This is a genomic window from Allobosea sp. NPDC055353, from assembly GCF_053644975.1.
Genome location: NZ_JBSHMC010000001.1, coordinates 1,333,658 through 1,354,860 on the forward strand (window position 1 = coordinate 1,333,658; position 21,203 = coordinate 1,354,860).

16 protein-coding genes are annotated in these 21,203 nt (G+C 66.7%); 11 read left to right on the plus strand and 5 right to left on the minus strand.

Annotated elements, in window-relative coordinates; all coding sequences use genetic code 11:
• Positions 1 to 7: 7 nt before the first annotated feature.
• A complete protein-coding gene (locus ACWIEX_RS06165; protein WP_454032211.1) occupies positions 8 to 2,962 on the plus strand; it encodes a bifunctional [glutamine synthetase] adenylyltransferase/[glutamine synthetase]-adenylyl-L-tyrosine phosphorylase in 2,955 nt (984 codons plus the stop codon).
• A 3-nt stretch (positions 2,963 to 2,965) separates the two neighbouring features.
• On the opposite strand, the gene ACWIEX_RS06170 is transcribed toward ACWIEX_RS06165, so the two are convergent.
• The 3 genes from ACWIEX_RS06170 to ACWIEX_RS06180 all read right to left on the minus strand — a co-directional run bounded on the left by ACWIEX_RS06170 (position 2,966) and on the right by ACWIEX_RS06180 (position 9,903).
• Entirely contained in the window at positions 2,966 to 5,071 is a 2,106-nt protein-coding gene (locus ACWIEX_RS06170) for a PAS domain-containing sensor histidine kinase (RefSeq protein ID WP_454032212.1), read from the minus strand.
• A 414-nt stretch (positions 5,072 to 5,485) separates the two neighbouring features.
• The gene (pepN, locus tag ACWIEX_RS06175; protein ID WP_454032213.1) at positions 5,486 to 8,131 is read right to left on the minus strand and encodes an aminopeptidase N; all 2,646 of its coding nucleotides are present in this window, start codon (positions 8,129 to 8,131) and stop codon (positions 5,486 to 5,488) included.
• A 329-nt stretch (positions 8,132 to 8,460) separates the two neighbouring features.
• Positions 8,461 to 9,903, minus strand: coding sequence for a cation-efflux pump (locus tag ACWIEX_RS06180; RefSeq protein WP_454032214.1), 1,443 nt, complete (start codon positions 9,901 to 9,903; stop codon positions 8,461 to 8,463).
• 104 nt (positions 9,904 to 10,007) lie between these two features.
• On the opposite strand from ACWIEX_RS06180, the gene ACWIEX_RS06185 reads away from it, so the two are divergent.
• The 6 genes from ACWIEX_RS06185 (at position 10,008) to ACWIEX_RS06210 (ending at position 14,806) form a co-directional block, all read left to right on the plus strand.
• Positions 10,008 to 10,457 carry a VOC family protein gene (locus ACWIEX_RS06185; RefSeq protein WP_454032215.1) on the plus strand — a complete coding sequence of 150 codons (450 nt, stop codon included), beginning with the start codon at positions 10,008 to 10,010 and terminating at the stop codon, positions 10,455 to 10,457.
• Positions 10,458 to 10,460: 3 nt separating this feature from the next.
• Positions 10,461 to 11,357 carry a PfkB family carbohydrate kinase gene (locus ACWIEX_RS06190; protein WP_454032216.1) on the plus strand — a complete coding sequence of 299 codons (897 nt, stop codon included), beginning with the start codon at positions 10,461 to 10,463 and terminating at the stop codon, positions 11,355 to 11,357.
• A 113-nt stretch (positions 11,358 to 11,470) separates the two neighbouring features.
• Entirely contained in the window at positions 11,471 to 11,812 is a 342-nt protein-coding gene (locus ACWIEX_RS06195; RefSeq protein WP_454032217.1) for a hypothetical protein, read from the plus strand.
• Between the two features lie 183 nt (positions 11,813 to 11,995).
• Positions 11,996 to 12,883 carry a DUF1003 domain-containing protein gene (locus tag ACWIEX_RS06200; protein ID WP_454032218.1) on the plus strand — a complete coding sequence of 296 codons (888 nt, stop codon included), beginning with the start codon at positions 11,996 to 11,998 and terminating at the stop codon, positions 12,881 to 12,883.
• A 72-nt stretch (positions 12,884 to 12,955) separates the two neighbouring features.
• Complete coding sequence (locus tag ACWIEX_RS06205; protein ID WP_454032219.1) at positions 12,956 to 13,984, plus strand: ABC transporter substrate-binding protein; 1,029 nt, start codon at positions 12,956 to 12,958, stop codon at positions 13,982 to 13,984.
• Between the two features lie 111 nt (positions 13,985 to 14,095).
• Positions 14,096 to 14,806, plus strand: a complete 711-nt coding sequence (locus tag ACWIEX_RS06210; RefSeq protein ID WP_454032220.1) for an urease accessory protein UreE — start codon at positions 14,096 to 14,098, stop codon at positions 14,804 to 14,806.
• Between the two features lie 209 nt (positions 14,807 to 15,015).
• On the opposite strand, the gene uxuA is transcribed toward ACWIEX_RS06210, so the two are convergent.
• On the minus strand, positions 15,016 to 16,212 hold the full coding sequence (gene uxuA, locus ACWIEX_RS06215; protein WP_454032221.1) for a mannonate dehydratase: 1,197 nt from the start codon (positions 16,210 to 16,212) through the stop codon (positions 15,016 to 15,018).
• 46 nt (positions 16,213 to 16,258) lie between these two features.
• Positions 16,259 to 16,954, minus strand: coding sequence for a GntR family transcriptional regulator (locus ACWIEX_RS06220; RefSeq protein WP_454032222.1), 696 nt, complete (start codon positions 16,952 to 16,954; stop codon positions 16,259 to 16,261).
• Between the two features lie 178 nt (positions 16,955 to 17,132).
• Between ACWIEX_RS06220 and ACWIEX_RS06225 the strand changes: the two genes are divergently transcribed.
• The 4 genes from ACWIEX_RS06225 (at position 17,133) to ACWIEX_RS06240 (ending at position 21,203) form a co-directional block, all read left to right on the plus strand.
• Positions 17,133 to 18,323, plus strand: a complete 1,191-nt coding sequence (locus ACWIEX_RS06225; RefSeq protein ID WP_454032223.1) for an extracellular solute-binding protein — start codon at positions 17,133 to 17,135, stop codon at positions 18,321 to 18,323.
• Between the two features lie 90 nt (positions 18,324 to 18,413).
• On the plus strand, positions 18,414 to 19,481 hold the full coding sequence (locus ACWIEX_RS06230; RefSeq protein ID WP_454033472.1) for an ABC transporter ATP-binding protein: 1,068 nt from the start codon (positions 18,414 to 18,416) through the stop codon (positions 19,479 to 19,481).
• Positions 19,478 to 20,368, plus strand: coding sequence for an ABC transporter permease (locus tag ACWIEX_RS06235; RefSeq protein ID WP_244492694.1), 891 nt, complete (start codon positions 19,478 to 19,480; stop codon positions 20,366 to 20,368). Before ACWIEX_RS06230 ends, ACWIEX_RS06235 begins: the two co-directional genes overlap by 4 nt.
• A 4-nt stretch (positions 20,369 to 20,372) precedes the next feature.
• On the plus strand, positions 20,373 to 21,203 hold the full coding sequence (locus ACWIEX_RS06240) for an ABC transporter permease (protein WP_061964391.1): 831 nt from the start codon (positions 20,373 to 20,375) through the stop codon (positions 21,201 to 21,203).

Here is a 21,203-nt window from a genome sequence, read left to right on the forward strand (position 1 = left end):
ATGAACCATGGCGGAACGGCTCTGTGACAGGCTCGAGGCTGCGCCGGTCCTGCCGGCGAAGGCCAGGGCCGAGGCGCTGCTGAAGCGCGAGCTGATCGAGCGGCTGCATGACGAGGACGCCGCCGAGGCGCTCAAGGCGCATCTCGCCGCGCATCCGCTGAGCGCAGCGCTCGTTGCCGGCATCCTCGCGCATTCGCCCTTTCTGGCACAGATCATGCGCTTCGACCCGGCCGGGCTGCTCGCCAGCCTGACGGAGGCGCCGGAGACGCGCCGTGATGCGCTGCTGAGCGACATCGCGGCCTTTGGCGTGGCGGGCTGCGAAACCGCCGACCTGATGCGCGAACTGCGCCGCTTCCGCCGCGCCATGGCACTGCTGATCGCGCTCGCCGATATCGGCGGCGCCTGGGATGTCGAGACGGTGACGGGCGCGCTGACGCAAACCGCCGACATGGCGGCACGCCTCGCCACCGACCACGTTCTGCGCCAGGCCGCCGATCTCGGCCGGATCGACCTTGCCGACCCAGCCGATCCCGGCCCCGGTTCCGGCCTTGTCGTGCTGGCGCTGGGCAAGCACGGCGCCGGTGAGCTGAACTATTCCTCGGACATCGACATCGTCGTCTTCTTCGATCCCGAGGCCGCTGAAGCGGCCGGCGTTGCCGAGCCCACCAGCTTCTTCGTCAAGCTGACCCAGCAGATCGCGCGCATCATCCAGGAGCGCACGCCGGACGGCTATGTCTTCCGCGTCGACCTGCGCCTGCGGCCTGATCCCGCCTCGACCCATGTCGCGGTCTCGTTGCCCTCGGCCTATTCCTATTACGAGACGGTGGGGCAGAACTGGGAACGCGCCGCCATGATCAAGGCGCGGCCGATCGCCGGGGATATCGAGCTCGGCCGGCGCTTCCTCAAGGATCTTTCGCCCTTCATCTGGCGCAAATATTTCGACTTCGCCACCATCGCCGACATCCATGCGATGAAGCGCCAGATTCAGACGGTGAAGGGCCACGAGACCATCGCCGTCGCCGGCCACAATGTGAAGCTCGGCCGCGGCGGCATCCGCGAGATCGAGTTCTTCGTCCAGACCCAGCAGCTCGTCTTCGGCGGCCGCCGCCCGGCCCTGCGCGGCCCGCGCACCCTGGAGATGCTCGGCGAACTGACGACCGAAGGCTGGATCACGCCGCAGGCCCGCGACGAACTGTCGGAATCCTATCGCTGGCTGCGCACGATCGAGCACCGCCTGCAGATGCAGGCCGACGAGCAGACGCAGACCCTGCCCAAGGCGGCGGGCGATCTCGAAGCCTTCGCCCGCTTCTGCGGCTATCCCTCGACCGCTGCCTTCGGCAAGGCGTTGACCGCGCATGCGAAGTGCGTCGAAGGGCATTACGCCCTGCTGTTCGAGGAAGGGCCGAGCCTGGCTTCCGAAGCCGGAACGCTGAGCTTCACCGGTTCGGAGGCCGATCCCGAGACCATCGAGACGCTGGGCAAGCTCGGCTTCCGCGATGGCGCGCTCGCCGCGGAAACGGTGCGCGGCTGGCATTTTGGCCGCCGGGCGGCCGTCACCAGCGCCCGCGCCCGCGAGGTGCTGACGGAGTTGACGCCGGCCCTGCTGGTCGCGCTCGGCCGTACTGCCGACCCAGACGGCGCGCTCGCCCATCTCGACAACGCCTTCGTCCGCATGCCGGCGGCGATCGAACTGCTGACGCTGCTGCGCTCGCATGATTCCCTGCTGACGCTCTTCGCCGAAATCCTCGGCAGTGCGCCGCGCCTCGCCAAGGTCGCGGCCTTGCACCCGCATGTGCTCGACGGCGTTATCGACCCGGCCTTCGGGCAGGCGGTGCTCGATGTCGAAGCGCTGGAGCGGCGCATCCGCAATTATGTCGGCTCCCCGCCGCCGAGCGTCGAGGACGGGCTCGACCGCCTGCGCGACGCGGCCCGGCAGGAGAATTTCCTGGTCGGAGCCCGCTTGCTCTCCGGCGTCTATCCGGCGCAAGGGGCGGGGCAAGCCTATTGCGCTGTCGCCGAGGCCTGCCTGCGGGTCGCTTTTGCCGACACCCGCCGATCCTTCGCGGAAGACCATGGCGTGATCGAAGGGGCGGAGACGGTGGTGCTCGGCCTTGGCCGGCTCGGCGCAGGCGAGCTCACGCCCTCATCCGATCTCGACCTGATCCTGCTCTACGACCGGCCGGAAGAGGCGGGCTCGAGCGACGGTGCTCGCAGCCTCGATCCCGTTACCTGGCATGTCCGTTTTACCCAGCGCCTCGTCGCGGCGCTGACGGTGCCGACGCGGCGCGGCACGCTCTATCAGGTCGACATGCGCCTGCGCCCGACCGGCAACAAGAGCCCGGCCGCGACCCAGTTCGCCGGCTTCGAGGCCTATCACGCCGGCGAAGCCGAAATCTGGGAGGAGATGGCGCTGACCCGTGCCCGCGTCGTCGCGGGCGATGCCGGACTGGCGAAGCGGGTGGAGGCCTCGATCCGCGCCATCCTGTCGCGCAAGCGCGAGCCGGCCAAGGTCGCGGCGGCCGTTGCCGAGATGCGCGCGCTGATCGCCAGGGAGAAGGGCGAGAAGGACCCCTGGGACCTGAAGCTCGCGGCCGGTGGCATCACCGATCTCGACTTCCTCGCCCAGTTCCTGCTGCTCGCTTATGCCAGCGACCATCCGGGCCTGATCGTCAACGACACGGCCTCGGTCTTCGCGGCGGCCAAGACGGCCGGCCTGCTCGCAGACGGGGATGCCTCTGTTCTGCTTGAAGCGCATCGCCTGATCGGCGACGTCCAGCTCTGGCAGCGTTTCACCGTCGAGGAGGCCTTCGATCCCAAGGCCGTGCCGCCCCGGGTGCTCAGGAGGATCGCGACGGCCGTCGGCCGGCCCGATGCGAAGGTCATGAAGGCGGAGCTGGACGAGGTCCGCGGAGCGGTGAGGGCGATCTTCACCCGCGTGCTGTCGAAGGCGAAGGCTGGCTGACGCTCAAGCTGCCTGCGCGGTGATGCGGTCGGCGCCGCCGTCGAGCGGCAGGTGGATCATGACGATGGTGCCGGCGCCGATCGCCGAGCGTAAGCGGAGCGAGCCGCCATGCAGCTCGACGAGCGAGCGGGCGATGGCGAGGCCCAGCCCCGAACCTTTGTAGCTGCGCACCAGATCGCCCTCGACCTGCTCGAACGGGCGGCCGACGCGGTCGATCTTCTCCTTGGGGATGCCGATGCCGGTATCCTCGATGAAGATGTTGAGCGCGCCGGGGACATGGCGGGTGCGGACCGCGATCCGCCCGCCTTCCGGCGTGAACTTGGCGGCGTTGTCGAGGAGGTTGCCGAGGATCTGGTAGAGCGCGTGCGGGTCGGCTTCGAGATGGGTGTCGAGCGGGCCTTCGATGGCGAGCACGAGCTGCTTGCGCTCCACCTCCGGCTGGACCTTCTGCAAGGCCTGGTCGAGCACCGGGCCGAGCGCGATCTCGGTCTTCTCCAGCCGCAGCCTGCCGGATTCGATGCGGGACATGTCGAGGATGTCGTCGATGATGCTGAGGAGATAGCCGCCGCTGGTGCGGATATCGCGGACATAGTCGGTGTATTTCTCGCCGAGCGGGCCGAACAGGCCGTTCTCCATGATCTCGGAGAAACCGATGATGGCGTTGAGCGGCGTGCGCAGCTCGTGGCTCATATTGGCGAGGAATTCGGACTTGGCGCGGTTGGCGCTTTCGGCTGAAGCCTTCTGCTCGAGATAGCGCTCGGCGAGATCGGCGAGCTGCTGGGCCTGGGCTTCGAGCTTCTGGCGCGAGGCCTTGAGATCGGTGACATGCATCAGGAGCTGGTGCTCGGACTGGGTCAGCCGCTCTTCCTGCTGCTTCAGCTTGGTGATGTCGGTGCCGACCGAGACCGAGCCGCCATCCTTGGTGCGGCGGCCGTTGATCTGCAGCCAGCGGCCATCCGAGAGGCGGGCCTCGTAGGAGGCACCGGCCATGCCGCGTTGCACCCGCATCGGCTCGCGGTCGATCTGCGGCTGGGCCGAGAGCTCCATGATCTCGTCGTAGGAGGCGCCGGATTGCAGGGCGTCGGCGGGGAGCTGGTGAAGCTGCTGGTATTTGGCGTTGCAGAGCACGAGGCGGTTATCGGCATCCCACAGCACGAAGGCTTCCGAGATCGCCTCGACGGCGTCGCGCAGACGGGCATCGGAGGTGGCGGTGCGCTCGGCCATGCGGCGCTGCTCGGAGATGTCGACGACGATGCCGACGAGATGGCGCGCGCGGGTGCGGCGGTCGATGACCAGCTCGGCGCGGGCCTTGAGCCAGATCCATTCGCCGGTGGCGGAGCGGACGCGGAACTCGCGGTCGAGATGGTCGGCCTCGCCGCGGCTGATCGCGTCGGCGAGCGCATAGAGGTCGACATCGTCCTGGTTGATGAAGCTCGAGACCTCGCCGAAGGACATGTATTCGCCGGTGCGGTCATAGCCGAGCAGGGCATACATGGAATCCGACCAGTAGATGCGGCCCCGCGCAAGGTCCCAGTCCCACAGGCCGCAATGGCCGCGGTTCAGCGCGGTGTCGATGCGCTCGCGCACGCAATCGCAATCCTGGTCGGCAGCGCTCGCCCGCTTCGACTGGAGCATGAAGGCGAGCGTAGTGACGCCGAGGATGAGCCCGGCGGAGCCGAACAGGATGATCAGGCCCGAGCGGCGGATCTGCCAGGTCGAGAGCGCCCGCGAGACCGGCTGCAGCACCGCGACCTGTCCGAGCGGGGCGGCGAGGTTGCGCACGCTGGCGAAGGCGTCGGCGCCGTTGGGCAGAGTTATGCGCATCACGCCGGCGCGGTCGCCGAAGACGGTGAGAGGCTGGGTCTGGCCGAGGAAGTCGACGAGCGTGCGCTGTGTCTGGCCGATCACCGGCTCGCTGGCGATCACGCGGCCATCGGCGCCGCTGACATGGACGAAGCGGCCATGGGCCGCGAGGTGGCGGGCTGTCAGGGCTGCGAGGGCGGCGGCGGGCTCCTTGCCCGCCAGCGTGGCGGCGTCGAGCTCGCGGGCGACCAGCGCCGAGACCAGGTCCATGTCGCCGGCCGCGTCGACGAGGGCGTCATCGCGCATGGCCGAGGTCTGGATCAGCGCGCCGGCGCCGAGAATGATGAGGAAAAGTCCGACAAACGCAGGGATTGCGGTGCGAAAGGCAGGTTCGAAGCTTTCGAAGCGATGATACAGAGGGTGCGTCAGCGAGCGCGCTACACCCAGAATCGTATCGGCGCGCACAGGTGCGCAGCCCGCGTTTGCACGCGACATGCCCGGTCCCCCTTCGGAACTTTACCGTCAGTAAGATCGGGAGACGTGCCGCATCCCCGCGAATCACTGTCAGTTGAATCCGGACGCCTCGGTTTGTCTAGCCCTGAGTTGAGTCAGGAGTGTCGAATTCTCCTTTAGGTTGCAGTGCTTATGCCGATGAATCCTGCGCGGGTAATGAAACGTTAATCTTTTGGACAGGTCGGCGTTAACCATCCCGGAGAGCGCTCAGGCGAGCGCTCTTTCGGCGATGTCGGCGACGTCCCGCGACAGGTTCGGCAGGCGTGAGACGGTGCTCAATGCCTCCTGGGCGAGGCGCTTGCGGCCGGGCTCCAGCATGCGCCAGCTCTTGAACGAGCCGAGCAGCCGGGACGCCACTTGCGGGTTGGTCTTGTCGAGTGCGACGACGATATCGGCAACGAAATCATAGCCCGCGCCGTCCGCCCGGTTGAACTGGGTCAGGTTCGCCGCGAAGCCGCCGATCAGCGCCCGCACCCGGTTGGGATTGCCGAGCGAGAAGGCCGGGTGCTGCATCAGCGTCTTGACGCGCTCCAGCGTGCCGGGCTCGGCGATCAGCGCCTGCGCCATCAGCCATTTGTCGAGCACCAGCGGCTCGCCCGCATAGGCCTCGGCGAAACGCGCGATCAGAGACTCCCGGCGCTCGCCGGAGATAAGCGTCATTGCCGCGAGCGCGGCGAGGCGATCGGTCAGATTGTCGCCCTCAGTGAACTGCTCCTCGCAGAGGTCGGCAGCACCGGCCGGGGAAGCTAACGCCGCCAGCCCGAGCAGCTCGTTGCGCAGCGCCCGCCGCCCCGCCGAGGCCGCATCGGGGCGATAGGCGCCGCTTGACGCCAGAGCCCCGCGGAGCCCCGGCAATTCGCCGAGCAGGGCGGTGCCGATCGCGGTCGACAATTTGCGATGGGCGGCGAAGATCGCATCGGGGTCGACATCCCCGCCGATCTCACGAGCGATATCGGCCGGCGCGGGCAGGCGCAGCACCTGCGCCGCGAAGGCCGGGTCGGACAGCCCGTCCGCCTTGAGGAAGCCACGCAGTGCTTCGCCGAGCTTGCCGGCGGTTGCTGCCAGCACATCCGCATCGGCGCCGGGCTTGCCGGCAGCAACGAGCACGCGCGTCGCGACGCTCTGAAGCGATTGCCAGCGATTGAAGGAATCGCTGTCGGCCGAGAACAGCCGCAGCAGGTCCGCATCCGACAAATCGAGATCGAGCCGCGCAGGTGCCGAAAAGCCGCGCATCAGCGAGGGGATCGGCGCTTCCGCAACGTTCTCGAAGGTGACCGACAGGGACGGCTGGTCGAGCACGACGAGCCCGTCGCCGGTATAGGCGTTCGAGGCCGTCTTCAGAGGCAGGTCGCCCTTCGGGCCGACGAGACCGAGCTTGATCGGCAGCACGACGGGAAGCTTCTCGGCCTGGCCGGGTGTCGGCGGCGTGCTCTGCGCCAGGTCGAGCGTGTAGCGCTTCGCAGCCGCGTCGTAGCGTCCGGAGGCGACGATGGTCGGCGTGCCCGCCTGCTCATACCAGCGCGCGAAATGGTTGAGATCTCTGCCCGAGCTCTCGGCGAAGCAGGCGAGGAATTCCTCGATCGTCGCGGCGGTGCCGTCGCAGCGCTCGAAATAGAGATCCATGCCGCGCTTGAAGGCGTCGTCGCCGATCAGGACCTTGAGCATGCGGATGACCTCCGCGCCCTTCTCATAGACCGTCGGCGTGTAGAAGTTGTTGATTTCCTTGTAGGCGCGCGGCCGGACCGGGTGGGCGAGGGGGCCGGCATCCTCCGAGAACTGAGTCGAGCGCAGGGTGCGAACATCGGCGATGCGCTTCACCGGGCGCGAGCGCTCGTCAGCGGAGAACTCCTGATCGCGGAAGACGGTGAGGCCTTCCTTCAGGCAGAGCTGGAACCAGTCGCGGCAGGTGATGCGGTTGCCGGTCCAGTTGTGGAAATACTCGTGCGCGATGATCGCCTCGATCGAGGCGTAGTCGCCATCGGTCGCGGTCTGCGGATCGGCGAGGACGTATTTGTCGTTGAAGATGTTGAGGCCCTTGTTCTCCATCGCCCCCATATTGAAATCCGACACGGCAACGACGTTGAACACGTCGAGATCGTAGTTGCGGCCGAAGACCTGCTCGTCCCAGCGCATGCAGCGCACCAGCGAATCCAGCGCCCAGCCGGCACGATCGGCCTTGCCGGGCTCGACATAGACGGCAAGCTCGACCTTGTGGCCGTCGGCAGTGACGTAATCCTGCCGGACATGGTCGAGCGCTCCGCCCACCAGCGCGAAGAGATAGGCCGGCTTGGGATGCGGATCGTGCCAGACGGCGAAATGCCGGTCGCCGCCAGGCAGTTCGGCCGCCGCAACGAGATTGCCGTTGGAGAGCAGGACCGGCGCTTCCGCCTTCGCCGCCTCGAGCCTGACGGTGTAGACGCTCATCACGTCCGGCCGGTCGAGGAAATAGGTGATGCGACGGAAGCCGTCCGCCTCGCACTGCGTGCAATAGACCTTCGACGAGCGGTAGAGCCCCATCAGCTTGGTATTGGCGGAGGGGTCGAGCTCGGTCTCGATCGTCAGCGTGAAGTCATGCGGCGGCGGGTTCAGGATCGCCAGCGCCTGCGGCGTTACCGTGTAGGCAGACACGTCGAGCGGTTTGCCGTCGATGGCCAGCGACTTCAGCACGAGCTCGTCACCGTCGAGCTTGAGCGGCGCGCCGGGCTGCCCATTCGGATTGGGCCGCAGGGACAGCAAGGCGCGCACCCGCGTTTTCTGCGGATGCAGCGAGACGTCGAGATCGACGGTGTCGATCAGCCAGTCGGATGGGTGGTAATCCTCGAGGCGGATCAGCGGAGCGTCGTCGGTACGCATGGAATCCCTGATGGCGAGAGTCAGGGTGCGGTTCTAGAGCATGCCGGCGCGGGAGGGAAACAGGGCAGCATTCCGTGATGGGAGGCAGCTCCAGATCACGCGGGGAACCTTCTCCCGGAGGGAGAGGGCAGGGTGAGGGGGCGGCCGTTGGACGCTTTGGCCGTGACCTGATCGCTGCGGGGGGAGGGCGCCCGAAACTGGTCCAGGGGCCTACACCTCACCCCTACCCCTCTCCTTACAGGAGAGGGGGTTCCCGCGCTGTCCGAGCTTTCTGGAAGAGTGTGTCGCGCTGCCGTCGACTTGTGCCTGTGGACAGAGATTAGGAAATCTCAGCCCGCCGGAACCGCCGGCTCCGCATGGCTCACCAGCCGGCAGACCTGCGGCCGTGCGATCCGGACCGCGCGCTCGATCGCATCGACCGCCGCGTGCACGGCGGCGACGTCGAGGGCGGGATCGACCCGGCAATGGTAGTTGACCACCAGCCCCTTGGCCGTCTGGCGCACGCGCACGCTGTGGATGTCGTGGATTGGCCCGGTGAGCTTCGCGGCTTCGCCGGCGAGCGCCTTGCCGATATCCTCGACCGTTTCCCAGGCGGCGTTATGGCCAGAGGGCTGGCCGGTCTCCATCGGCTCTATATGGGTCTCGACCTCGGTCTCGCCACCGAATTCGGCCCGGATCGCGCTTTCGAGCCGGGTCGCGATCTCATGGGCTTCGCCGAGCGGCAGGCTTTGGTCGACTTCCATGTCGAGGCTGACGGAGAGCTTGTCGCCGATCGAGTGGACGGTGACGTGATGCACCGGAATCTTGAGCTTGAGCGCAATCAGCAGCACGCGCTCCAGCGCTGTCTCGTCGTCGACCTGCACCGGATCGGCGGTGATCGTGATCTCGGCGTCGGGCTCGACCTTCAGCAAGGCCTCGCCGAGCTGGGCCTTGATCGCCACCACCCGGTCGAGCGGCAGGGTGCGCGAGACGCTGATGCCGATCTCGCCATGGACGCGTCCTCCGGCCGGGCGCACGCGCAGCCAGTTGACGCCGACGACGCCGGGCGCGCCGCGAGCGACCTCGCGCAGCTTCTCGCTGACGCCTTCAGGCGCCGTGTCCATTAGTGTGTCGAGCACGCGCCGGGCAAGGCGATAGGCCGAGAAGGCGGTATAGGCCGCGATCGCGAAGGCGGCGGCGGTGTCGGCCCGCTCGATGCCGTACCAGACGCCGATGAGGCCGACGAGCACCAGCGTCGAGCCGACGAAATCCGCCGAGAAATGCGTGGCTTCGGCCGCGAGCGCCTCGCTGCCGGTCTCCCTGGCGACCTTGGTCAGCGAGCGCCAGCGGATCGCGTCGACGATCATCGACAGCACGAGCACGCCGATCACGAGCGGCGTCACCTCGACATGCGCGATGACATTGGTCCAGAGCCGGTTGCCGGCCTCCCAGAGGATCGCACCGGCGAGCGTGAACAGGATCGCGGTCTCGACCAGCGCGGCGAGCGCCTCGACCTTGCCATGCCCGTAATGATGCTCGTCATCGGCCGGCTTGTCGGAGGCGCGGACCGCAAACCAGGTGAACAGCGTCGAGCCGACATCGACCAGGCCCTGTAGGGCATCGGTCAGCAGGGCGAGCGAGCCGGAGATGATGGCGCCGACGATCTTCGCCGCCGTCAGCAGGATCGTCGCCATCACCGAGAGGATGGCGGCGCGCTGCTTGATCTGCGCGATCTGGGCGGGCGTGGCGCGCACGGCCGGTGCCGTTTCCGGCCCGTCTTGCGTTGTCGTCATGGCGCGTCCTGTTCGGATGGCTTGGCGAGTTGGTCTGAAGTGCCGATGCTCTTGCCTGATTTAGGAAACGGATCAACCCTGCCGCCCATCAACGAGGAAAGACGATGCGATATCTCCACACCATGGTGCGCGTGACCGATCTGGATCAGGCGCTGGATTTCTACGTCAACAAGTTCGGGCTGGTCGAAACCCGGCGCATCGAGAACGAGAAGGGCCGCTTCACGCTGGTCTTCCTCGCAGCCTCCGATGACCTCGCGGGAGCGAAGGCCGGTGCTTCGCGCGGCAGCCCGACGCTGGAGCTGACCTATAACTGGGACCCGGAGAACTACACTGGCGGCCGCAATTTCGGCCATCTCGCCTATGAGGTCGACGACATCTACGCGACCTGCGACAAGCTGATGAAGGCCGGCATCACCATCAACCGCCCGCCGCGCGACGGCAACATGGCCTTCATCCGCTCGCCCGACAACATCTCGATCGAGCTGCTGCAAAAGGGTGATCCGAAGGCCCCGGCCGAGCCGTGGGCTAGCATGCAGAACACTGGGAACTGGTAGGCCTTGGCCGGCGTCTTCTGCTTGGGCATCGCGACGCTGGACTATGTCTACAGCGTCGAGACCATGCCGACCCGCGGCGAGAAATACCGTTCGCGCGGGCTCGCCGTCGTCGGTGGCGGCTGCGCCGGCAATGCCTCGGTCGCGATCGCCCGCCTCGGCGGCGCCTGCTGGCTGGCGACGCGCCTCGCCGATGACCTGACTGGCGACCAGATCGTCGCCGATCTCGAAGCGGAAGGCGTCGATGCCGGCTTCGCCCGCCGTGTCGCCGGACTGCGCTCGCCCGTCTCGGCCATTCTGGTCGATGCCGAAGGCGAGCGCATGGTGATCTCCTATTCCGACCCGGCCATGCCGGAGGATGTCGCCTGGCTGCCTGCCGGGCTTCCAAAGGGAGCCGGCGCCGTGCTCGCCGATACGCGCTGGGGCGAGGGGGCGCTTGCCGCCCTGAAGCTCGCTCGTGCCGCCGGCGCGCCCGGCGTCCTCGACGGCGACCGCAAGCCGCCGCATCCTGATCTCGTGGGCACGGCGAGCCATGTCGCCTTCAGCCAACAGGCCTTGCGCGAGATTTCGGGCGAGGAGGACCCGCGCGCCGGCCTGAGCAAGGTGGCGGCCGGCGTCCCGACCTGGCTTGCGGTCACGCTCGGCAAGGACGGCGTGCTCTTCCTCGAGGGCGGCGAGGTCCGGCACAGCCCGGCTTTCGTCGTCGAAACGGTGGATACGCTCGGTGCCGGCGATGTCTGGCACGGCGCCTTCGCGCTCGCATTGGCCGAAGGGCAGGATGAGCCGGCGGCGATCCGCTTCGCCTCGGCGGCCGCCGCGATCAAATGCACCCGCTTCGGCGGCCGCAGCGGTGCCCCGCGCCGTGACGAGGTCGAGCGCTTCCTCGCGCAGGCCGACGTCTAACTGTTTCGCCGCTCTCTTCCCTCTTTTCTCCAGCGTCGCGCAGCCGTCACGCGCATCGGGCATCTGACCCGGCGCGCGCTGCCGCGCATCGGTCGATCTCAGGAGAGAGCATCATGCTGGCGATCCAGGGTCTGAAATGCATCTACGACACCACGGGGAAGGGTTGGTCGATTGAGCTCGTTCTCCGGGCCGATGGGGAGGAGGCCGTGCGCCGCTTCGATGTCGACGGGGCCGAGGATGCCGAATTGCTGATCGAGGCCTTCGAGGATTCCTCGGCCAGCGCCTTCGATCCGGAAACCGGCGAGATCGTCTTCGGCTACGAATATCTCGACCTCGACGAAGAGGGCGAGGAAGAGGATGAAGACGAGGGCGAGGAGGAAGAGGAAGCCGACGAATCCGAAGAGGATGGCGAGGATTCTGACGAGACCGGCAAGGACGGGAAGCTGAAGGGCTGAAGCCCCGCCTGAAGAGGGCTCTTCCAGCCCCCGCGACGATCATGAGCCCGGAGAGGCAGCCGCCTCGCCGGGCAAGCTGTTTCTGGCCGTGGCTGCCATCGCCGCGGCTTTTTCGGGTGCTGGTATCGGCGCGGGGATCAGGTGCAATCTGCTGAAGGCTCAAGACGCGATGACGGGCAGGGAATGACACAGGAACAGGATGACGATCAGGTCGTGGAGGCGCCGTCGGGTGCCCTCGCGACCCTGGCTGATCCGGCGAGCCTCGCCGGCGCGGCCAGCAAGAAGCGCGGAATCTGCGCCATCAGCGGCCAGGAGATGGCGCGCCGGAACCTCGTCGAGGTCGGCACGCTGCGCCCGGCGCTCGCCGACCATATCCGCGCCGATTTCCCCGACATGCCCGATCATGCACTGATCAGCCTGAAGGAGCTCGCGCGCTACCGCACCCGCTATGTCGAGGAGATCCTGCGCGAGGAGCACGGCGAGTACTCCGATCTCGACCGCGAGGTCGCTGAAAGCATTGCCCGGCAGGAGACCATCGCGGAGAACACCGAGGATGATTTCGAGGAACACCGCACGCTGGGCGAGCGCTTCTCCGACAATCTCGCGAGCTTTGGCGGCTCCTGGGCCTTCCTGATCAGCTTCGGGTTCGTGCTCGTCGTCTGGATGGCGATCAACGGCCTGATGGGGGACACCAAGGCCTTCGATCCCTATCCCTTCATCCTGCTCAATCTGGTGCTGTCCTGCATCGCGGCGGTGCAGGCGCCGATCATCATGATGAGCCAGAAGCGGCAGGAATCGAAGGATCGGCTGCGTTCGCTCAACGATTATCAGGTCAATCTCAAGGCCGAGCTCGAAATCCGGCATCTGCACGAGAAGATGGATCATCTCGTCACCCGGCAATGGCAGCGCCTCGCCGAGATCCAGCAGGTCCAGCTCGAAATGCTGCAGGAAACGCAATTGCCGAAGGCGAGGCCGAAGCGGCGCAAGAAGCCGGCGGCCAAGAAGAAGCGGGCGAAGCCGGCCGAGGCGGTCGCGGCCTCCTCCCCCGACAAGCCGGAAGGCGAGGCCTAGCGCGCTTCGCTTGACTCCCCATCCTCCCGCCGGTCATTTCGTCGGCAAACGAATCCGATCGGGAGGATCACCATGGTTGCTTCGCGTTTTGCGCCTGTGGGCGTGCTGTTCGCCGGTCTGGCTTTTACGGCCCCGGCCTTCTCCCAGGGGCAGGTCACGGTCTATTGCTCGATCCTCGAGGAGCAGTGCCGCGAGGGCGCGGCGATGTTCGAGAAGGCGACCGGCATCAAGGTCGCGATGGTCCGCAAGAGCACCGGCGAGGTCTATGCCCAGGTCAAGGCCGAGGCGAGCAACCCGCGCGGCGACGTCTGGTGGGGCGGGCCGGGCGAGCCGCATCTCCAGGCGGCCGATGAAGGCCTGCTCGACGAGTACAAGTCACCGAAGCTGCCGGAATTGCACGACTGGGCGCAGCGCCATGCCGAGCAGTCGAAATTCCGCACCAACGGCATCTATCTCGGCGCGCTCGGCGTCGGCTACAACACCGAGGTGCTGAAGAAGAAGGGCATCGCCGCGCCGAAATGCTGGGCCGACCTGCTCGATCCCAAGCTGCGCGACGAGGTCCAGATCGCCGATCCAAGCTCCTCCGGCACGGCCTATGTTTTCCTGGCGACGACGGTGCAGCGCCTCGGCGAGGAGAAGGGCTTCGAATACCTCAAGGCCCTGCACAAGAACATCAGCCAGTACACCAAGTCCGGCATCGCCCCGGTCAAGGCGGCGGCGCTCGGCGAGACGGCGGTCGGCATCGCCTTCATCCACGACATGCTGACGCAGAAGCTGCAGGGAGCGCCGATCGAGACGGTCGCTCCCTGCGAGGGCACCGGCTACGAAACCGGCTCGGTCTCGATCATCAAGGGCGGCAAGAATCCGGAAGCTGCGCGCAAGTTCGTCGATTTCACGCTCTCGCCCGATGCCCAGAACATCAATGCGAAGCTGAAGATCAACTCGATCCCGTCGAACAAGAACTCGCTGCTCTCGCCGGACGCGCCGAAATTCTCGGAGATGAAGCTGATCGACTACGACACCCCGCGTTGGGGCTCGCCGGCCGAGCGTTCGCGCCTGCTCAAGAAATTCGACACCGAGGTCAAGGCGCTGCCGCGCTGAGCACCTCCGCGACATCCAGGCTTGGTAGCACGGCCGCCGGTTTGTGCTACTAAGCTGCGATCCGGGCTCGGGCGCGTGGCGCCTTAGCCTCAAGCCATGGGATCGCCAACGATGCTCCGCGCCACCTCCATCCTTCGCAAGGCCGCCGTCAAAGCCGAGCGCGTCGTCGATACGTTGCCCTTGGGCCATCGCGACCGCACGATCAATGGCGTCAGCGCCCGCGCGACGGGCGGGCTGGAATTCGCGATCGCGCTCGACAAGGCGGCGACGCTGAACGATGGCGACGCGCTGAAGCTGGAAGACGGCAGCCTCATCCAGATCAAGGCCGCGCCGGAAAGCCTGCTGGAAGTCCGCGCCGAGAACCCGCTGCGGCTGGTGCGCCTCGCCTGGCATCTCGGCGGCCATCATGTCCCGGCCGAGATGACGGCTGACGCCCTCTACGTCCCGAACGATGCCGCGCTCGGCGAGCTGGTGCGCGGGCAGGGCTGTTCGATGACGGTGGTCGAGCGCCCGTTCCAGCCGGAGGCGGAGGTACATCACCACGCCCATGGCGACGATTGCGGCTGCGGGCACGATCATCACCATGGCCACGACCATCACGATCATCATGGCCATGACCACGGCCATGGGCATGACCACGCGCACCACGGACACGATCATGCGCATGACCACAAGCACGAGCACGGTCACAAGCACGAGCACACCCATGGCGAGGGTTGCGGCTGTGGCCATGACCACGACCATCACGGCCATGGTCACCATGATCATGGCCACGGCCATGGTGCCGCGCATGGCCACAAAGGCCATTCCCACGATCATTGAAGCATTTGTCGGTAGGCTCAGGCACCGCGGGGAACCCTCTCCCAAAGGGAGAGGGCAGGGTGAGGGGTAGGCCGCTCACCGCTTTTCTGTGAGGTGGTCGCTGCGCAGCGGTGAGGCTGCAATTCGCTGGTCGAACGGCTGACACCTCACCCCTACCCCTCTCCTTACAGGAGAGGGGATCCCGCGCCTTTCATGTCAAAGGCGGGCTTTCAGGCAGCGTAGCCCTTGACCTGTGCCAGCGCGGCCATGACCCCGCGGAGCTCGGCCAGCCCACGCAGGCGCCCGACGGCCGGATAGCCCGGGAAGCTGCCCTTGCCGATATCGTCGAGCAGTTCGTGGCCGTGGTCCGGCCGCATCGGAATCTGCCAGGCGCCAAGGCCGGCGGCCTTGCGGCGCTGCTCCTCGGCCATCAGCGCATCGACCAGCGCGACCATGTCGGTGTCGCCGCCGAGATGCTCGGCCTCCATGAACGAGCCGTCCGGGTCCTTGGCGACGTTGCGCAGATGCGCGAACCAGATCTTGTCGGCGAAGCGGCGCGCGACCTGCGGCACGTCGTTCTTCGGATTGGCCCCGAGCGAGCCTGAGCACAAAGTCAGCCCGTTCGCGGGAGATTCCACCGAGCCGAGAATGTAGGCGATGTCTTCTTCGGTCGAGCAGATGCGCGGCAGGCCGAAGAGCGAGCGCGGCGGGTCGTCCGGATGGATGCACATGCGGATGCCGACTTCCTCGGCGGTCGGGATGATCGCCTCCAGGAAGCGCTTGAGGTTGGCCCGCAGCTTGTCATGGGTCATGCCGGCATAGCGATCGAGAATGCGGGCGAGGCCGGGCAGGTCGTAGCGGTCGAAGGCGCCGGGCAGGCCGGCCATCACGCTGGAGAGCAAACGGTCGCGATCGGCCTGCGAAGAGTTGTCGAACCAGGCCTTCGCCTTGTCCATCACCTCGGCCGAGTGGCCCTCGTCGGCGCCCTTGCGCTTCAGCATGAAATGATCGAGCGCGACATATTCGTGCAGGTTGAAGCGCAAGGCCGTGCCGCCGCCCGGTAGCTTGTGGGCGAGCTCGGTGCGGGTCCAGTCCAGCACCGGCATGAAATTGTAGCAGATCACCTCGAGGCCACAGGCGGCGAGGTTGCGCATCGACTGGCGATAGTTCTCGAAGATGGGTTCGAGATCGCCTTCGCCGATCTTGACGCTCTCATGGATCGGCAGGCTCTCGACCACCTTCCATTCCAGGCCGAGGCTCTTGTCGGCGCGCACGATCGCCTGGCGCTTCTCGATCTCCTCGACGCTCCAGACCACCCCGTAGGGGATCTGGTGCAGCGCGTTGACGATGCCGGTCGCGCCGGCCTGCCGGGCCTGCGCCAGAGTCACGACATCGTCCGGCCCGAACCAGCGCCAGCATTGTTCCATGGTGTGATATCCTTGCAAGAGATGTCGCTGGTCGGGGACGCGGGCGTCAGGAGGCTTCGTGGGCGAGGCGGGAATCGTCGAAGGCGTCCGCATGGTCTTTCGCGATCGTGTCGATCGTCGCGAAGACGGTGCGCAGATGCGCGCGCATCGCGGCCTCCGCGCCTTTCGCGTCGTGCTTCATGACGCAGGCCGCGATGATCCTGTGCTCGTTCAGGATCACCTCGGACCAGGATGGCGTTTCCAGGGAGAGGCAGCGCACCCGGTCCATCTGGGCCTTCACGCCCTCGATCATGCTCCAGACAGCACTGTGCCCGGCGATGCGGGAAATCTCGGCGTGGAACACCTCGTCGAGGCGGAAGATCTCGCTTCGGTCTTCGCGCCGCACGGCTTCCGCCTGTTCCTCGATCTGGGCCGCGAGCCGGCGGCAATCGGCCTCGCCGATGCGCTGCGCTGCCAGCACGACGGTGCGGCATTCCAGCGTCTCGCGCACGAACTGGCTGTCATGGACGGCGGCGAGGTCGATCGGCGCGACGAACGTGCCGACCTGCGGCACGGCGACGAGGAAGCCTTCGTCGACCAGCCGCTTGAACGCCTCGCGCACGGGTGTGCGGCTGACGCCGAAGCGCAGCGCCATCCGCGCCTCCGACATCGCTTCGCGCGGTTTCAGCGCGCCGCTGATCACGTCGGTGCGCAGCACGCTGTAGATCTGGTCCGTGCTATGACGGGTTGCAGGGTGGGCCATTGCCAAGCTCTCGACGACTAGTATACTAGGATACTGATCAACCGGGGGCTGCGTCAACTTGGCAGGTTCGTCGACTTGGTAAGTTCCTGGATCGAGGGGCAGGAACGGGATCGCGGCGGCCGGATCGGCGCAGCATAATAAGGTTCATAAGCGGGCATCCGCATCGGGAGGAGAAATCATGGCTCACGACAGCATCAATCGGCGTCATTTCATCGGCGGCGTTGCCGGGCTCGGTGTCGCAGCGCATGCGCCGGGCGTGTTCGCGCAGCAGCTCAAGCTGCCGGCGGCTCCGCTCACCATCAGCGTCATCGACGTCGGCGGGGCGCTCGCCCTGGTCCAGACGCCGCTGGAGAACTACGCCAAGGCGAATCCCAAGGCCGTCTCGCGGATGGTCTTCACCAAGGCCCCGGCGCCCGAACTGCCGGCCAAGCTGAAGGCCCAGCAGAACGCCGGCCGCGTCGACATCGATTTCGTCATCGGCGGCCTCGACGTGCTTTCGGCGGGCATCGAGCAGAAGCTCTGGGTCGAGCTGCTGCCGAGCCACGCTGCCGAATTGCCGAAGCCCGAGGATGTCTTCCTCAAGCCGGCGCTGGCCATGCACAATCTTGGCCAGGGCCAGGGCATGGCGATGGTCTATTACCCCTCCGGGCCGCTGCTCGAATACATGCCCGAGCGCGTCAAGCAGGTGCCGACCACCGCCGAGGAGCTGCTGGCCTGGACCAAGCAGAACAAGAACCGCTTTTTCTACGGCCGCCCGGCCAATTCCGGCCCCGGCCGCACCTGGATCATGGGCCTGCCCTACCTCCTCGGCGACAAGGACCCGAAGGACCCCGAGAAGGGCTGGGACAAGACCTGGGCCTATCTCAAGGAGCTCGGCGAGAACATCGAGTACTACCCCGCCGGCACCGGCCAGACGATGAAGGAGCTCGGCGACGGCTCGCGCGACATCATCATCTCGACCACCGGCTGGGACATCAACCCGCGCGTGCTCGGCATCGTGCCGAAGGAAGCCAAGATCCAGGCGCTCAAGGGGTTCCACTGGGTCACCGACGCCCAGTACATGATGATCCCCAAGGGCGTCTCGCCCGAGAAGCTCAACGTGCTGCTCGACCTGATCCGCCACATGCTGACCCCCGCGCAGCAGGCCTTCACCTATGACGAAGGCTACTTCTATCCGGGTCCGGCGGTGAAGGACGTGCCGCTCTCGATGGCGCCGGCCTCCAGCCAGAAGGCCATCGCCGAGTTCGGCCGGCCCGAATACGAGAAGCTCATCGCCGACAACCCGATGGAAACCCCGCTCAACCCCGACAAGATGGTGATCGCCTTCCGGATCTGGGACGAGCAGGTCGGCGGCGCCAAGAAGAAGTAAGACTGGTTGCGGCGGCGGGCTCCGGCACGCGCCGGGGACCGCCGCCGTCCTTTCGATCCCGTTTCTCAGATCCATCCGGAAGCCATGACCATCAACGCAGCTTCGTTCCGCGAGCTTCGGCTCGACCGTCTGAGCCGTGACTTCGGCACCCATAACGCGCTCAAGGACGTCTCGCTGACGATCGGCAAGGGCGAGTTCATCGCGCTGCTCGGCCCCTCCGGCTGCGGCAAGTCGACGACGCTGAACCTGATCGCGGGGCTGCTTCCGGCGACGGGCGGCGGCATCTGGCTCGACGACAGGCGCATCGATCCGCTGCGTCCGGAAGAGCGCGGCTTCGGCATGGTCTTCCAGAGCTATGCGCTCTTCCCGCATATGAACGTGAACAAGAACATCGGCTTCGGTCTGAAGATGCGCGGCCTGCCGCGCGCCGAGATCGACAAGCGCGTGGCGGAAGCCGCCGCGCTGGTGCGCCTGCAGGGCCAGACCGAGAAGCTCCCCGGCCAGCTCTCCGGCGGCCAGCAGCAGCGCGTCGCCATCGCGCGTGCCATCGTCGTCGAACCGCCGCTGGTGCTGATGGACGAGCCGCTGTCGAATCTCGACGCCAAGCTGCGTCTCGAGATGCGCGCCGAGATCCGCCGCATCCACAACACGCTCGGCGCCACCACGATCTACGTCACCCACGACCAGGAGGAGGCACTCTCGCTCGCCGACCGGATCGTGGTGCTGCGCGACGGTCAGGTTCGCCAGGTCGGCGCGCCGGAAGACCTGTTCATGCGGCCGGACCATCTCGACGTCGCCGAGTTCATGGGCTTCCGCAACAAGGTCAAGGGCAAGGTCGTGTCGGCCGGCGAGGGCAGGGCGACGATCGCTGTCGGTGATGCGCAGCTTTCGGGCCGCGCGCGTCACACACTCTCCGCTGGTGCCGACGGCTATCTGGCGATCCGCCCGGAGGATCTGCATCCGGTCGCGGCCGGGCAGGCCGGCCTCAAGGCGCAGGTCGTCTCGACCGAGTTCCGCGGCCGCGAATTCGTCGGCTTCGCCCGCATGGCGGATGGCACCGATCTGTCCTTCCTGGCCCATGACAAGCTGGCGCCGGGCGAGACCGTGACACTCGCCGCCGATCCCGACCGCGTCCTCGTCTATGGAGCGGCGGCGTGAGTGCGGACATCACCTCCATCCCGCTGAAGCAGCGGCTGGCGGCGCGCGGGCTGGACGGGCTGACGCTGCTCGTCGTCCCCGCGATCCTGTTCCTGCTGGCGCTGTTCATCTATCCGTTCCTGTACGGGCTCGTGCTCTCCTTCGAGCCGAAGCAGGGCGGCATCTTCGCCAACTACCAGCGCTTCTTCTCCGATTCCTTCCTCTATGGAACGATCGGCACCACGCTCTGGCTCGCCTTGCCGGTGACGGTCGCGACGCTCCTGCTGGCGATCCCGATCGCCTTCCGCGTCCGGCTGATGAAGAACCAGCGCCTGCTGACCACGATCCTGGTGATCCCGATCACGCTCGGCACCGTGCTCGTCGCCGAGGGCCTGCTGAACTATCTGGGGCCGCAGGGCTGGTTCAACCGCGTGCTGATGACCTTCGGCATCATCTCCTCGCCGGTGAAGCTGCTGCACAATTACTGGGGCGTGATGCTCTCGCTGGTCATCACCGGCTTCCCCTTCACCTTCCTGCTGACCCTGTCCTATCTCTCGGGCATTGATCCGGCGCTGGAACAGGCGGGCGCGACGCTGGGGGCCGGCCCGTGGGAGCGCTTCAAGCACATCCTGTTTCCGCTCCTGCTGCCGGGGCTCGCGATCACCTTCTGCCTGAGCTTCGTCCAGGCCTTCTCGGTGTTTCCTTCGGCGGTGCTGCTCGGCGCGCCCTCGGGGCCGACGCGGGTGATCTCGATCGCGGCCTATCAGGCGGCGTTCGAGGAATACGACTACTCCATGGCTTCGGCCGTCGCGATGATCATGGGCGTGGTTCAGCTCGCCATTGTCGTCGTGGTCCTGGCCGCGCGCGGCATGCTGTATCGCGGCCCTGCCGGCGGCGGAAAGGGCTGATCCGATGGTCAAGGATACCCGTCTCTCGACGAAGCTCTGGGCCGCCGCCAATTGGACGCTGATCGGCTTCTTCATCGTCAACCTCTTCGCGATGATCGCGACGGTGGTGACCTCGTCCTTCTCGACGCGCTGGCTCGGCACCTGGCTGCCGGCCGGCTGGACGACGCGCTGGTATGCGGCCGCCTGGTCCGAGTTCCAGCTTTATGAGGTGCTGCTCGTCACCTTCCAGATCGTCTTCCTGGTGGTGGCGCTCTCCGGGCTGATCGGCGTGCCGGCGGCCTATGCGCTGGCGCGGCGCGATTTCCCCGGCAAGAAGCTCGTCATGCTGCTCTTCCTGCTGCCGCTCCTGGTGCCGCCGATCACCTTCGGCATTCCGCTGGCGACGGTGCTCTACCAGGCGGGCTTCGCCGGCCAGATGTCGGGCGTCGTGCTCGCCAATCTCGTGCCGACGGTGCCCTTCGTCATCCTGGTGATGATCCCGTTCATCGAGCAGATCGACACCAAGATCGAGTCGGCGGCGCGCGTCTTCGGCGCCAACACCTTCAAGCTCTTCGTGCATGTGCTGCTGCCGCTGCTGCTGCCCGGCATCCTCGCCGCGTTGCTGCTGGTGCTGGTACGCACGCTGGCCATGTTCGAACTGACCTTCCTGACGGCCGGCCCGACCAGCCAGACGCTCGTCGTCGCGCTCTACTACGCTGTCTTTGCCTCCGGCGTTCGTGCGGTGCAGTCGATCGACGCGATGGCGGTGATCTACATGGTCACCACCCTGATCTGGCTCGTCATCGCGCTCCGCTTCGTCAATCCGACGCAGATCGTCGCCAGGGCGAAGAAATGA

What these genes read in the sequence shown, in the direction of transcription:
- ACWIEX_RS06200 (WP_454032218.1), top strand. Translation starts at nt 11,996, where the DNA reads ATGACACAGGAACAGGATGACGATCAGGTCGTGGAGGCGCCGTCGGGT.
- ACWIEX_RS06185 (WP_454032215.1), top strand. Translation starts at nt 10,008, where the DNA reads ATGCGATATCTCCACACCATGGTGCGCGTGACCGATCTGGATCAGGCG.
- ACWIEX_RS06165 (WP_454032211.1), top strand. Translation starts at nt 8, where the DNA reads ATGGCGGAACGGCTCTGTGACAGGCTCGAGGCTGCGCCGGTCCTGCCG.
- ACWIEX_RS06240 (WP_061964391.1), top strand. Translation starts at nt 20,373, where the DNA reads ATGGTCAAGGATACCCGTCTCTCGACGAAGCTCTGGGCCGCCGCCAAT.
- ACWIEX_RS06205 (WP_454032219.1), top strand. Translation starts at nt 12,956, where the DNA reads ATGGTTGCTTCGCGTTTTGCGCCTGTGGGCGTGCTGTTCGCCGGTCTG.
- ACWIEX_RS06195 (WP_454032217.1), top strand. Translation starts at nt 11,471, where the DNA reads ATGCTGGCGATCCAGGGTCTGAAATGCATCTACGACACCACGGGGAAG.
- ACWIEX_RS06225 (WP_454032223.1), top strand. Translation starts at nt 17,133, where the DNA reads ATGGCTCACGACAGCATCAATCGGCGTCATTTCATCGGCGGCGTTGCC.
- ACWIEX_RS06180 (WP_454032214.1), bottom strand. Translation starts at nt 9,903, where the DNA reads ATGACGACAACGCAAGACGGGCCGGAAACGGCACCGGCCGTGCGCGCC.
- ACWIEX_RS06210 (WP_454032220.1), top strand. Translation starts at nt 14,096, where the DNA reads ATGCTCCGCGCCACCTCCATCCTTCGCAAGGCCGCCGTCAAAGCCGAG.
- ACWIEX_RS06220 (WP_454032222.1), bottom strand. Translation starts at nt 16,954, where the DNA reads ATGGCCCACCCTGCAACCCGTCATAGCACGGACCAGATCTACAGCGTG.
- ACWIEX_RS06170 (WP_454032212.1), bottom strand. Translation starts at nt 5,071, where the DNA reads ATGCGCGATGACGCCCTCGTCGACGCGGCCGGCGACATGGACCTGGTC.
- uxuA (WP_454032221.1), bottom strand. Translation starts at nt 16,212, where the DNA reads ATGGAACAATGCTGGCGCTGGTTCGGGCCGGACGATGTCGTGACTCTG.
- pepN (WP_454032213.1), bottom strand. Translation starts at nt 8,131, where the DNA reads ATGCGTACCGACGACGCTCCGCTGATCCGCCTCGAGGATTACCACCCA.